Source organism: Cytobacillus sp. SAFR-174 (assembly GCF_051964675.1).
GTDB lineage: Bacteria > Bacillota > Bacilli > Bacillales > Cytobacillaceae > Cytobacillus.
This window is the reverse complement of the sequence record NZ_JBQCMZ010000002.1, coordinates 43,569-57,023: the sequence shown is the minus strand read 5'-3', so window position 1 is coordinate 57,023 and position 13,455 is coordinate 43,569. Positions and strand designations below refer to the sequence as shown.

Annotated in this window: 15 protein-coding genes; 5 read left to right on the top strand and 10 right to left on the bottom strand. The window is 42.7% G+C overall.

The features are described 5' to 3' along the window. Positions 1-626: 626 nt before the first annotated feature. On the bottom strand, positions 627-1,076 hold the full coding sequence (locus ACTHRG_RS02505; RefSeq protein ID WP_440230493.1) for a flavodoxin: 450 nt from the start codon (positions 1,074-1,076) through the stop codon (positions 627-629). A 336-nt stretch (positions 1,077-1,412) separates the two neighbouring features. Continuing rightward, positions 1,413-1,808: a hypothetical protein gene (locus ACTHRG_RS02500; protein WP_440230492.1), complete on the bottom strand. Its 396-nt coding sequence runs from the start codon at positions 1,806-1,808 to the stop codon at positions 1,413-1,415. Between the two features lie 633 nt (positions 1,809-2,441). On the opposite strand from ACTHRG_RS02500, the gene ACTHRG_RS02495 reads away from it, so the two are divergent. The 5 genes from ACTHRG_RS02495 to ACTHRG_RS02475 all read left to right on the top strand — a co-directional run bounded on the left by ACTHRG_RS02495 (position 2,442) and on the right by ACTHRG_RS02475 (position 4,591). Continuing rightward, positions 2,442-3,170 carry a hypothetical protein gene (locus tag ACTHRG_RS02495; RefSeq protein ID WP_440230604.1) on the top strand — a complete coding sequence of 243 codons (729 nt, stop codon included), beginning with the start codon at positions 2,442-2,444 and terminating at the stop codon, positions 3,168-3,170. Between the two features lie 186 nt (positions 3,171-3,356). Continuing rightward, positions 3,357-3,845 carry a sigma-70 family RNA polymerase sigma factor gene (locus tag ACTHRG_RS02490; RefSeq protein ID WP_076257954.1) on the top strand — a complete coding sequence of 163 codons (489 nt, stop codon included), beginning with the start codon at positions 3,357-3,359 and terminating at the stop codon, positions 3,843-3,845. 62 nt (positions 3,846-3,907) lie between these two features. Continuing rightward, entirely contained in the window at positions 3,908-4,126 is a 219-nt protein-coding gene (locus ACTHRG_RS02485; RefSeq protein ID WP_076257955.1) for a DUF1659 domain-containing protein, read from the top strand. Between the two features lie 41 nt (positions 4,127-4,167). After that, a complete protein-coding gene (locus ACTHRG_RS02480; RefSeq protein WP_061791317.1) occupies positions 4,168-4,386 on the top strand; it encodes a DUF2922 domain-containing protein in 219 nt (72 codons plus the stop codon). A 67-nt stretch (positions 4,387-4,453) separates the two neighbouring features. Continuing rightward, positions 4,454-4,591 carry a YvrJ family protein gene (locus ACTHRG_RS02475; RefSeq protein WP_019380521.1) on the top strand — a complete coding sequence of 46 codons (138 nt, stop codon included), beginning with the start codon at positions 4,454-4,456 and terminating at the stop codon, positions 4,589-4,591. Between the two features lie 159 nt (positions 4,592-4,750). Here the strand turns inward: ACTHRG_RS02475 and ACTHRG_RS02470 are convergent, their stop codons facing one another. The 8 genes from ACTHRG_RS02470 to ACTHRG_RS02435 all read right to left on the bottom strand — a co-directional run bounded on the left by ACTHRG_RS02470 (position 4,751) and on the right by ACTHRG_RS02435 (position 13,423). After that, positions 4,751-5,509, bottom strand: a complete 759-nt coding sequence (locus ACTHRG_RS02470; protein ID WP_440230491.1) for an alpha/beta hydrolase — start codon at positions 5,507-5,509, stop codon at positions 4,751-4,753. Positions 5,510-5,525: 16 nt separating this feature from the next. Then, positions 5,526-6,026, bottom strand: coding sequence for an NUDIX hydrolase (locus ACTHRG_RS02465; protein WP_440230490.1), 501 nt, complete (start codon positions 6,024-6,026; stop codon positions 5,526-5,528). A gap of 96 nt (positions 6,027-6,122) precedes the next feature. Next, on the bottom strand, positions 6,123-7,259 hold the full coding sequence (locus ACTHRG_RS02460) for a mannitol-1-phosphate 5-dehydrogenase (protein ID WP_076257957.1): 1,137 nt from the start codon (positions 7,257-7,259) through the stop codon (positions 6,123-6,125). A 12-nt stretch (positions 7,260-7,271) separates the two neighbouring features. Next, a complete protein-coding gene (locus ACTHRG_RS02455) occupies positions 7,272-9,353 on the bottom strand; it encodes a BglG family transcription antiterminator (RefSeq protein WP_076257958.1) in 2,082 nt (693 codons plus the stop codon). A gap of 91 nt (positions 9,354-9,444) precedes the next feature. After that, positions 9,445-11,358 (bottom strand): PTS mannitol transporter subunit IICBA, encoded by a 1,914-nt coding sequence (locus tag ACTHRG_RS02450; protein WP_076257959.1) that lies wholly within the window; start codon positions 11,356-11,358, stop codon positions 9,445-9,447. 148 nt (positions 11,359-11,506) lie between these two features. Beyond that, positions 11,507-11,962: a hypothetical protein gene (locus ACTHRG_RS02445; protein ID WP_083675334.1), complete on the bottom strand. Its 456-nt coding sequence runs from the start codon at positions 11,960-11,962 to the stop codon at positions 11,507-11,509. Next, on the bottom strand, positions 11,959-12,402 hold the full coding sequence (locus tag ACTHRG_RS02440; protein WP_175609087.1) for a DUF2243 domain-containing protein: 444 nt from the start codon (positions 12,400-12,402) through the stop codon (positions 11,959-11,961). Before ACTHRG_RS02440 ends, ACTHRG_RS02445 begins: the two co-directional genes overlap by 4 nt. A gap of 118 nt (positions 12,403-12,520) precedes the next feature. Continuing rightward, on the bottom strand, positions 12,521-13,423 hold the full coding sequence (locus ACTHRG_RS02435) for a cupin domain-containing protein (protein WP_440230489.1): 903 nt from the start codon (positions 13,421-13,423) through the stop codon (positions 12,521-12,523). Between the last annotated feature and the right edge of the window lie 32 nt (positions 13,424-13,455).

Sequence of the window (13,455 nt, the reverse complement as noted above, 5' to 3'; positions counted from 1 at the left end):
AGTATTACAGCCGTATCAAAGGCTGGATTAACCGATTTAATGGCATGGCTGCAAATCATTATTTGTGATGGCTTTAATTCTTGAATATTATGAAGCATCGTAATGACGATACTGCTATTAGAAAGATGATTATTAATAAGTGAGGAAAAAGAAGCGAATAGAATAGGTACACCGTATAGTACCACCGATAGAGCAGTCATTTAGACGAAGAAAAAGACTTATATTATTTACCCAGAATTCCTACTTGTATTAAATAAAAATACTGTTATAAAAGGAACCTTATAATAGTTCCTTTTTATTTAGGCTCTTTCCGTAACTATTGTTGCTAATAAAGAATAATATTGTAAAATATTGTATAGTATGATTAAAAGAGGAGAGCCTAAAATGCTAAGTAAAATAATAGATGAAACGCTGGATTACTTTGAAAGTCACCCTACTATTCTTAATTACTTTAAAATAGCAGGGATTATACTTTTATTGTTACTGTTATTTAACGCTTCTACACAGTTCGGTGAAGTGGCAGGCAAGATTCTTTATCACTTCACAAACTAAGTTTTTAAATGCAAAGAGGCTTCCCTCTTTGCATTGTTTTAACAAACGAGTGGTAAAAGATGTTTTCTAAGCTTTCAGCACGTTTCCTTTAACATTAAGGCTTCTGAGACAAACTTTTTAATTTCCTCTTTGTCTTGCGGTTCCGGATTGAACTCTATTCTAAGGGGATTCCCGACAACTGTTCCTCCTTGTTTTTCTATAAGTCTCTGAAGCTGACCAAGGGCGCCGCAAAAATCAGGATAAGAGGTATCTCCAGATCCAAAGATGGCAAAGGGCTGATTTTCGAGATCCAGCTGTTCGATTTCATCAATGATATCGACACATTCATCCGGATAATCCCCGTCTCCCCAGGTATACATTCCAATAAAAGTTAGGTCATAGTTTATTAGTTCGGAAGCACTTTGAACACTCATAAAATCTTCTAAATCCACCTCATGATTGTGCTCCTTCAGCTCCCCCGCGATAATATCTGCAATTGCTTCTGTGTTTCCGGACATACTTGCATAAAATACGCCAATTTTCATTTCTCTTCACTCCTATTAATGTAATAGTGCTGATGTGTTATACCTGTGGGTGATCCATTTAATTTCTCTATGTGAACAAATAAAGAGCTGGTCTTCAAAGCCAGTACCTCTGAATCCAGGTCCGGCTGCGGTTTCAATGGGTGTCAGGGACTGGATTTCATAGATTCTTGAAAAACCGTTTTATCCTGACTTGTTGTCGCATACACTTTTTCATTTGCCTCCAAAATATCCAGGAACGCTCTTTCTGATATAGGCTGCTGGCATACACCCAAACTATTTGTAAAAATGGCCAAATAAAGCTAACGCTCTCACGCTAGCTTTATCTTTTTATTGTGATTAAATGGCCTTTGCTAAGTAATATTCCAATTCCTCTTTCAGGGTGCTCGTTTCGCTAAGCTTTCTGCTATTCTCAGCAAAAGAGTCTCTGTTCCCCGCTTCTAAATCCTGATCGATTTTATATTGCAGATAATTGATTTTCAAATCTATATCCAACTGCGATGATATGTTTTCATTTTTAAAATATCTCTCTATATCCTCAATTGCCATGTAAAGCGCCTGCTGTTCATTAATCACCACAAGCGCATACCAGCCCAAAAATGTGTATTTTCGGTCAGGAGTAACCTCAAGTAAATCTCCCTTTTGAAAGTGCAGTATATTCACATGATCAGCATCAGGACAAAAGCAATCGACTTGGTGCTCAAATTGCTCAATTGCGATATAAAGTTCACTCATTATTCAACTCTCCCTTATGTCAAATTCAGCTGCTCCGATAGGGCCCAAACCACAGCAAGGGCAACTGTCAGCGTTACATTGTTCAGCTTCCATATCCGCTAGATAACCACACCAGCCGCAAATATTTTGTTCAATCGATTTAGCTCCCTCCTTCATCATGGGTGTAGTATGTAATTTTACTCGAGTGATAATGATTATCATTGATAAAAACTATTTTAAATGAAAATGATTATCAATGTCAAGTGTATGGGGTGCGTTTGTAATTACATACATGCACATTTTATGGCGACTCTTTTTTCCTTGTGCCTCCTCTTTTTCGGTGTCATAACCCTCTTATGGTGACCGTTTCCTCTCCCGCCTCCTCTCTTTCGTCCTCATGAACCTTCTCTGGCGACCGTTTCCTCGTGAGCCTTCCCTTTCTCGGCGTCATGAACCTCCACCACACTCAAAAAAAATCCCGTTCACAAATCTGTCACACCCATCCCAAAACCACCCTGTCCAAATCCACCCTTGATTTATATATAGAAGGTGAAAGGGTGGTGCAATTTTATGAATTTGAAATCAGGCAGAGTCGAGCAGTTTGAACAGTTTTCTCAGTTTAAAGATCTTCAGGAGTTTAATGCCCATTTGGAGATGTGGCTATCGGTACATAAGGACAAGTTTTCTAAGGGGGAACTGGCTGGGTTAAAGAGGCTGGTTCGTTTTGCTGCGAAAATTCCGGGAGTATCTAATGCCAAGATTGGCACTGTATTAAAAGCGATTCACGAAGAATATAACGGCCATGGTATTTCCCGCTCTACTTTTAAAAGAATGATTGCCAAGGCCGCAGAGATTGGTATTTTTACTGTTCATGAAACAGAGAGAAAAAACGGTTCCCAGTCCAGTAATTTATATGTTTTTAATCGTTTTCCCAAGAGTGAACCACCTAAGCAGGAGAAAATGGACCACCCTAATAAAACTATCAATCTTTCTAAAACTAATAAAAATCAAAAGATTACTAAACGTAACGAAACCGTCCTCGATCACACTTTTACTAGTGACCGTGTACCACAATCATTTATCAGTACCGTAAAGTACTTTTTTACAGAAGCCAAGCAGATTGAGGAGTTTTGGAAAATGGCATCACTAGCAGCATATAAAAACAATTGTGAACAAGATAGGAACACTATTTTAGAAACAGCCATCCATTCTTTTAAGCAGCTGATTCGAAAAATGAAAACCCGCGTCATTGCTAAGCCGGTCGCTTATTTCTACGGTATCCTGAATAAGAAATTTGAAGAGAATTACTTTGAAGAATTGCATGAAATGAGGTTTCCAGCTGAAGACAATGCCTTTTCGCTAAATTTTTTTTACAAAAAGTAGCTAACTGCCCCCTTTGCTGGGAGTTAGACCCCCTAACTTCAGACTTAGACCCCTTAACTACGGACTTAGGGGTAGCAAAAGGCCGATATAAGACTTTTACGGGATTCGTAAAAAACTGGCTGTCAGGCTATGTTTGATCTACCCGGGAATACACAGAGAGCGCGCTTTCCTTGAAGGAACATTTTCATGGAGAGTTTTGAACAGATATCAGCACAATATGAACCTATGATTCATGATATCATGCATAAATTGAACATCTATAAAAATACGGAGGAATTCCACCAGCTGGGTTTAATCACACTTTGGCAGGCGTGGAAAAATCATGACAATGAAAAAGGGACCTTCCTTTCCTACGCTTACAGTATGGTAAAAGGACATATGATGATGGAATTAACGAGACAAACAAAGCAGATTGATCGATATATCTATCCGGAAGCAGACTTCTGGGAATTCATCGAAGACACCTCACCAGCCCCAAGCCCAGAGCTCATACAAGAACTTTACAAAAAATGCGGAATGTTATCTGAAAACCAAATGAAATGGCTCCAATATACTCTATGTGATGGGCTGTCTGTCAGGGAAATTGCTGAAAAAGAACGGGTCTCCCTGTCTGCAGTCAAAAACTGGCGGCACGGTGCCCGCGAGAAGCTGAAGAAAATAATGCAGCAAAATTAAAAATCACCCTGTCCTTTTCCCCCTTCAAAGTATATATAGAAGGTGAAAGGAGGTGACCCAAGATGGCACAAGCAATTATCACTGATTCCAAACTTCGCCTGGTATTTGAAACAGGCCTTAATGGGCAGGGCAAGCCGATTCACAAATCAAAAACCTACAGCGGTGTAAAGCAATCTGCCACAGCAGACCAGCTTTTCACGGTTGGACAGGCGATCGCCGGACTTAGCAGCTATCCATTAGCTGAAATCAACAGGAATGACAGCTTCGATATTTTAGGCTAAACAAACTATTAAAAACCATAAAAATAAGGAGGGAATAGTAAATGGCTAAATCATTAGAAATGACTTTTATCTCTGAACTGGGCAAACCAACAAAACTTTCTGTTGATAACCCGATTGAACCCATTGATCCTGCTGCGGTAAAAGCAGCCATGGAGCAAATCATTGCTGCGAATGCATTTGATGGCAATGGCGGGGATTTGGTTTTAGCGGAAAGTGCCAGGTTAGTTGAGCGGAATGTAACTGAATATGAATTAGTATAATCATCAGTGGCCGGATTCCTAGGAAGCCGGCCATTTTTACAATTTTCGCCAGAAAGGAGCAGCTGCCATGGAACAGATGGTCACATTGATCAGCGAGCTCGGCTTCCCGATCGTCGTCACTCTTTTTCTGCTGAACCGAATTGAAGCCAAACTCGATGTTGTTGTGTCGTCCATTCAAGGATTGCCTGACAGGCTTAAGGAATAGACTATTTAATCCCCTTCCTCTTTTATGGAGACGGGGGTTTTGTCTTTTCTGGCCGTTTCGTTAGGTTAATTTCCATTTCTCTCTTCCCCCGCTATTTTTCGGCGCTATTCCTCTTCTCTATTAATCAACAATGCCTTCTCACTCTCACCCAATGGACTTCTAATCCAAGAAAAACCCCATAACACCAGCAATTCGTTCCTTAAACGCCGTATAATTATGCCCCGCCCCCTCAACGATCCGAAGCTCAACCTCACTTCCGCTGCCTTTTAACCTTTCATAAACAGCTTTGTTAGACTTTAAAAATAATTCACTGATCTTGCTATTTTCCCCCGCCTCTGCAGTGCCGCAATCCAGATATATTTTCCCAGATGGAGGCGTGCTGCCTGCCAGTTTTTCTATTTCCTCCTGATTCCGGTAAAAAGCAGATGAAATTCCTGCGGTTTTTTTAAAAACATCAGGATATTTGCACCCGGCATAAACAGAGAGGAGTCCGCCAAGAGAGATGCCAGCCATATAATTTTCCGCAGCCAGCGTTTTATATTTTCCATCTATTATTGGCATCAGCTCCTTCACGATAAAGTCAGCATAATCACTCCCCTTGCCGCCTGAGCCGCTTTTGTACCCCAATAGCTGCTCGCTGAAATCTCCATGTTTCCATGGACAATATTCATGAATCCGTTCTTCGCCTTCTGTATTTTGGTCAATCGCCGCCACAATCAAATCTGATTTGAATTGATCCAAATGGTTATGCATATCCAGGGACACTCCGCCAATTGCTTCCTCAGCACCAAAAACATTTTGCCCGTCATGCATGTATAGTACTGGATAGCGTTTAAGGCTGCTGTAATAATCCTCCGGCAGGTAAATCCGAACTTTTCTTTTCTGATTGAAAATCGACACAGTTAACACTTCAAGCATGGCTGCCACCTCATTCTCATTGTTCTAATAGTGCGTTCAAAACAAAATTCTCTCTCCTTATCCATCCATTTGCCCCATCCAGTTTAGCTGCTGCCTCATTCCTTGCGATCGCTTCTTCAATAGTCACCCACTGCGGTGAAAATTCCTGTGTGATCTCATATCCTTCAAGCTGCTGGTCCAGTTGCTGATGATCGATTAATTCACACAGATAATAATGAGAATTCATTTGAAACAGCACAGTATCATCAAACTCATCGATTTTCCGTTCAACAACCGTACCCAGTTTGTTTTTCACGGCTGCATGTATGTATCCTGTTTCTTCTGCCACTTCGCGTACTAGCGCATCATGCCAATCTTCATTCCCTTTAACTCCGCCTCCCGGGAATTTATAATCACCCCGGTTCGAGCGCACCAGCAAAATCCCAGTTTCACCCAAAATAACAGCTCTGACAGCTTCCCTCGTTTTCACAGAACCATACTTCAAACCCTTTTCTTCAAACACTTTAGTAAATTTCATATCTGCACCTCACATGTAAAATATTTTACAATGACCCCAGGAAAAAAGCTCCAAAAAAATAAGACTGCCGATCATTCTCAGCAGTCTTCATTCCATTCATTTTTTTAATGCTTCATATTGCTTCAGTATTTCACGTGCAAGCTCGCTTGATTCTTCAAGTCCGCATACTTCTTTCAGTACATATGCCACTCCGTTTTCCTGAATCATCTCCTGCAGCTTCACCGCTTCTTCATCTTCCCTGTTATCAAACAATAGGGCTGCAGCAATGGCTTTTGCCAGGTTTGTGCAGGATAAGCCTGCTTTTTGGGCCTGCAGTGCCGGGCGGACCAGTCTGTCTTCAGGTCCAAGCTTCCTTATTGGTGAACGGCCGACTCGTGTGACACCGTCATTCAGGCGTGCATTCTCAAAACGCCCGATAATTTTATCGATATATTTCTGATGTTCGTCCGGATTCAGATCATAGCGATCTATTAAATAAGCACCTGTTTCGCCAAGTGTTGCCTGCACCTGCTTATAAATGTTTCCGTCAGCAAGTGTCTCATCAATGGTTTCTTTCCCTGCCAGGTAACCGAAGTACGCAATCACCGCATGTCCTGTGTTAACCGTGAATAGCTTCCTTTCAATAAACGGCGCAAGCTCCGGAACAATCTTCATTCCCTCAATATGCGGAATGTCTTCAGCCGTTTCGACAACCCATTCATGATACGGTTCAACCAATACATCAAGTGATCCCTGGTTGTTCTGAATTGGAACAATCCGGTCTACAGCGGAGTTTAAGAAAGAAACATTTTCAAGATTCATACCGCTCTCCAGATTTTCCAGAATATACCCCTTTAATAAGTCAGTTGCTGAGATCTGATTTTCACATGCAATGACATAAAGCTTTTCCGTGATCCCTGCTTCTGCTCTGGCAGCCAGGCCTTTCGCCATTAACGGCGCAATCCGCGGAAGGATGTTTGGCCCAATGGCTGTGGTTAAGAAATCAGCCTGTTTAATGGCCTCAATTACTTCAGCCTCCTGCGTCAAATTATTTAATCCTGACACATTTTCAATGGTCAAGCTTTCCTGTTCATCTGCAGCCAGTATCACTTTATATTGTTTTTCTTCGTTTAATTGATTGATAATCCCTTCAGCAATATCCACAAACGTCACATGGTAGCCTGACTGTGAAAATAGAGCTCCGATAAATCCTCTTCCTATGTTTCCTGCACCAAAATGCACTGCCTGTTTCATCGAATCATTCCTTTACCGGTTAATTTTAAAATGAGATTGGAGGTATTCTGTAAAAATCGATTCCAGCTTCTTGAAGATCATCTCTTCGTTTGCGGAAGAAAAGAGTAATATCGATTCCTCTGTCTCAATGATATTCGTGCTGATTAAGCTTACTATTTCCTGCTCTCTTCTGCTTAGCTCGTCTGGTGCAAGCATAAGCAGAAGATTTTTCATTGCCACTTCTTTTCCGTCCATTCCCTTTACCAGGCAAGGGTTTGGCAGATGGGCAATTTGAAAAATAAGCTTACGGACGTTCTGACTGCGCGCGTGAAAGAGAGCCATATTCGTTTCAGGAATGCCCAGGCCGCCTTTTTGTTCCCGCTCCCTTAATGATTGAAGCACATCTTCAGGATTCGTCAGCAGCTGATCTCCTTCTGCATTCGCCAGCATTTTTTCGAGAATCTGCTCCTGGCTTGCTTCCCCCTCCATCCGGTAAAACCGGAAGTTTTGGATCAGAGACTGGATGCTCTCCTGAATATCGCTAATTTCCTCAAGCATGGAGCCTAAAGAGACTGGGTGCTGGTGACCGCCCTCAGTCAATTCCTGATAGGGCTTCCCTTTTGTAAAGCTTTCAATGTTGTTTTTCAGGTAGTTTTTTATCGTGAGAATGTTCTCTTCACTTAAGAGCGGGTTCACCAATATATACTCTGCATGTATAAAAGGAAGTCTGACAGTAGAAAGGATTAAATCATATTCCATCAGATCGGCACCCTCAGACATTTCCTTAATCGATTTGATTTCGATGACATCAATTTCAGCCACCTCTTTTTTCAGCCTGCTTTTCAGCATTTTGGAGGTGCCGATGCCTGTCGGACAAATGAGCAGCGCCTTTATGGAAAGATTCTCTTCCTGCATCACAAGGGCCGAACCGAAATGAAGGACGATAAACGCAATCTCGTCATCTGAAAATTGATCAATATCTGTAAACGCTTCTTCAAGACTATTTTTCACAGCCAAGAACAGAACCGGATACTTACGCTTGATTTCCTCTCGGAGCGGGTTATAGGACTCCATATTCTGCTTGATCCGGTATAAAGATGGCTCCATATGAGCGAGCAGCCCCTGAAATAAGGAAAAATCCTTGTTCAAATCCACATGCAGCTGTTCAGAAACTGATTTAATCACGTTCCTGATCATTTGGGCGAGTACAATGCTGTCGTACGGAAAAGCCTCCGTCCCGCTCCACTTGGTGCCTTTAAGTATACGAGCCAGGTATAGGATGTCCCCCTCAGAAAACGCACAGTCAAAAGCCTGTCCGAGCCTGCTTATGACCTCCTGGATCAATCCATATTCAACCGTAACTTCTGTTTCCGGAAGGTCCTTCCGTTCCACCGGGAACCCGCTGAGCGTTCTTTTTAGTGTTATGCACGTATGCAGCACAATCTCCAGATATCCGCTATCCGCAAATCGGGCAGGAGCGCCCATAAACACAGTCTGGATGATGCTGTTCACATGGCGGAGATCATCCGCTTCAAAGTAGTGCAGAATTCTGTCTTCCCCGAGCTTCCCATTTTCCAGCAAAAATAATTTCTCAATTAATTCTTCATGAAAGTATTGAAGGAGAAAATGGGCAAGGGCCCTTCGTTTACTTGCTTCCGTTCCGTGAAGTTCTACGCCGACTCCACGCTTTCTCGTCAAGTCCAACTGGAAACGGGATAGCCATTCAGCAAGTTCATCAAGGTGTGCCGTCAAAGTCGCCGTGCTAATGCCGAGGTAGCCGGCAAGCACCTGAGTCTTATAAACGTCTTCCTCAAGAATGGCCAAAAGAAGGCGCAGCTTCTTTTCCTGAGGGAGCTCATCGATCGGTTCGCTGCTGGTTAAATGCTGGATCAGCCTGAAAATCTGCTCATTTTTCCCTTCAATAATAAGTCCCTGATTTACATTTCGGGTTAAGGTCAGCCCGAACTCACTGACAATTTTCTCAACTGCCTTTAAGTCCCTCTGGATTGTTCTCGCACTGACGTTTAATGAAGAAGCAATCGACAATGCCGTGTGTTTACCCGATGTTTTTATAATCAATTCAATAATGGCTTTTTCCCTCGATGTAATATACATGAGATCAGCTCATTTCTACAATTAGTGGCATAAAAGGTTACAAAAACACTGAATAGAAAAGCGCATGAGAACGCTTTTCTACTCGTAAGGTTTATTTCTTGCCGATAATATCCATGATGGTCTCGACAGATTCAGCAGAAGCCAGTTTCTCGATATTATCCATGTCAGAACATGTTACCGCGATGCCTGATAAGATTTCAAGATGTGTGCCGTCTTTTCCTGCAATTCCGAAGATCAGACGGACCTTTTGGCCATCGAAATCCACGCCATTTGGCACCTGGATAACAGTAAAGCCTGATTTGATGACAGCCTTTTTGGCCTCTTCCGTTCCATGAGGGATTGCTACATCATTCCCCATATAAGTGGATGTGATGTTATCACGTTCAATCATCGCTTCAATATAGCTCTCTTCCACATAGCCTGCATCTACAAGCACTCTTCCGGCAAAGCGGATTGCTTCATCCTTATCAGCAAACTCTTTGTTCAGGAAAATATTTTCCGGACGCAATAAGTCGTCTTCATGTGACATTTCCTCATCCGCCATGTCAGGAACATTTTCTTCTGCTTCTTCAACGATTTCGTGCAGCTCCGAGTTAGCCGGGAACTGCAATGCGTCAATCAGCTTGTCATATTCCGGACTTGAAAGGAAATTATCAACCGATACATGGAAGGCATTCGGCACTTTCTGGCGTGCCCTTGGTGTCAGTTCTTCCTGTGTAATGACGATCTGGGCATCTGCAGGAAGATTGGAGATCGCTGTATTCGTAACTGCAACGTCCATCCCTGCTTCCTTCACCTTTTTGCGCAGCAGTGATGCACCCATGGCACTTGAGCCCATTCCCGCATCACACGCAAAATAAATTTTAGACACGTTATCAGGCATTTCAGCCTTTCCACCTTCTAATACGCTAGAAACAGAGCTTTTCTTACCTTTCATTTCCTGCATCTTTTTCGCAGCTTCTTCAATATCTTCTTCACCCTGCTTGCCTGTTTTCATGATGAATGCAGAGACAAGGAATGAAACTATTGCAGCCACAAGCACACCTGCAAAGTTTGCAATATACGCACTTGCATGATGAGGTGTTACTGCAGTGATGGCGATGATGCTTCCCGGTGATGAAGGAGCGAACAATCCGCCGCCTAAAAGAACCAGTGTGAACACACCGCTCATTCCGCCAAGGATAACCGCAATAATAAGCATAGGACGCATTAAAATATACGGGAAGTAAATTTCATGAATCCCGCCGAAGAAGTGAATGATTCCGGCACCTGGAGCAGATTTCTTTGCATTCCCTTTTCCAAAGAACATGTAAGCAAGCAAAACACCAAGACCAGGTCCAGGGTTCGCTTCAAGCAGGAACAGGATAGATTGTCCTGTTTCTTTTACCTGCTCAACTCCGATTGGCGACAGAACACCGTGGTTGATGGCATTGTTCAGGAATAATACCTTCGCCGGTTCAATCAGGATGCTTGTCAGCGGAAGCAGCCCGGTGCCAATCAGCCAGTCAACACCTGCTACAAGCCAGCCTGTGAATTCATCAACTGCAGGCCCTATTCCGAGGAACGCAAGGATTGCCAGAATGGCACCAAGAATTCCTGCTGAGAAGTTGTTCACGAGCATTTCAAAGCCTGAACGCACCCGTCCTTCAACCAATTGATCAAATTTCTTAATTACATATCCGCCAAGAGGACCAATTACCATGGCGCCAAGGAACATTGGAATTTCTGCCCCGGCAATAACCCCCATTGTCGCTATGGCACCAACAACGGCACCGCGCTGATCATGAACAAGCTTACCACCGGTGTATCCGATTAACAGCGGAAGCAAGTATGTCACCATTGGCCCTACCATTTTGGCAAGGCTTTCATTTGGAATGAAACCAGTAGGTATAAATAAAGCTGTAATAAGACCCCATGCGATAAAAGCTGAGATATTCGGCATTACCATGGAGCTCAGGAAGTTACCGAACTTCTGTACAGCAACTTTTAGATTAGATTGAGCCATTTACACTCATCCTTTCAAAATAAGTACTTTATTACTAATGGTAAAGTACATTACTGCCGGACTCAACAAAGGAGAAACCTAACTTTGTCGCCTGACTGATGACAAAACTATGGTTTCTCCTGTATTAGGTCTAGTTCCCGCTCTTTTCTCACTTGTTCACTTCAATGAGCCTGGTTGCCTGCACGGGTTTTCCGCCGGCCATTAAGGCCCCGTGATTGTTGGAATTAAGAGTTACCGTAATTTCATGTCTGCCTTCCTTCAGTTTGCCTAAATGATAGTACTCTCCGTATAAGCGGCTGATTTTTTTGCCATTTATGTATAAGTGGGCATGTCCCTCGTTATAGCTTGGCTGCTTCTCGCCCGCCTTTTCAGGGGCAAAGGCAAAATGGACGAGATCCAGCTTCAAAAGCCATGTATCCGGACCGTCCGGGGATACGGTTACATCTACAGACGGAATCTCATTTTCTTTCGGAATTTCCACATATCCATGTGCCATGTGATTCGCTGCACCGGTCTGATTATGAGGATGTTGACTGGTGTAAAAATAAAAAAAGCCTAAAAAAATAAGGATAAAACTGATCAAGCTTCTTGCTCTTTTCATCATGCTTCCTTCTCCATCCTCTTAATCATAAACCCAATGATAACAAGCAATAATCCTATTGCTAAAAAGGCCAGATCATAGAAAAAAGGGTTTTCTGCCAGTGGCCTGACACGGTGCACCTGGAGGATATGATGGTCCACAATTCCTTCGACAAGATTAAAGGCTCCTCCCCCTATGAATATACCGCCAGCGAAGATCTTCCAGCTGGTACCCAATTCATTCTTGCGGGCATCCTGAAAAATCTTCATCCCGCCCCAAAGCAGCTTCGCCGAAAATAAGGCTGTGAATAAGCCATCTGTAAAAATTTCGAGTTTGATATTCGGGCTCAGAATCATATGATGCCATTGCAGCAGCTGATGAAATACGATGCCATCAATCGCCCCTACAAGCCCTAAGCCGAGTATTAAGCCGGCTATAAAGAGATTTTTATTTTCTTTTCTCACGTTAAGCACCATCCTGGAAAATCGTCATACTTCGATTAGTGCCCATAACATGGTCAATTTATTCTATTTTTCATAAAAAATAAGGAAAAGCCGCGTCCTGACTTTTCCTTTTTCGTTATTATTGCTGATGTTCTTCCTCAGCAGCCATGGCATCTGCCTTTGTTTTATGCACGGTTCCGAACGGATGCTGCGGCGGCGCATAAATGGAATAAAGCTTAAGTGGCTTATTGCCTGTATTAATGAGATTATGATATTTGCCTGCAGGAATGATAATCGCAAAATCATCCGCTACTTTCCGCTGAAAATCCAGCCGGTCAGGACTGTCCCCCATATAAACCATTCCTTCACCATCTTCAAGTCTCAGGAATTGATCGAGCTCCGGATGAACCTCAAGGCCAATATCCTCGCCAGCATTGATGCTCATTAATGTCAGCTGCAAATGCTTTCCAGTCCATAGGGCTGTCCGGAAGTTGTTATTTTTCTTCGTTGCTTCCTCAATATCTACGACAAATGGCTGCGGACCGAAATCGGTCACCCGATTATTAAGAGAGACTAATCGCGCGGCATTTTCCTGTTCGCCGCTCATTGCCCATAAGAATATATTTTGAACCTGTGGAAGCTGAGTAAGCACGGAACCCCTTTGATTCTCCTCGAAACCTTCCATTTCGATTTGATATGCTCTTTGCAATCCATCGCGGTAATGATCAATGGCAACATGGCCGACCTGATACTCGGGCTGTTTCCCTGTTAAATTGTAATAAAGGTTGCAAAAATGGTTTAAATAAATTTTCTTTCCTTCAATTGCCTGAATAATGTTCTGCTTGTGCTCTTCATTTGGGGCATGCTCTGCCAGTTGCGTGTAAAGCTCAAGTGCAGATGCCTCCCTTTTGACTCCTTCAAGAACCGTTTCACAAAGCTGCTGAAAATGATCCTGATTGCTTCGTAACATTTCGTCAGTATGATATACAGGTGAATGAGGCTGAGGGTAGTAAGGATAGGAATACGCATTAGGATGATACAATACTAGTCATTCCCTTCACAGAATTATCATCA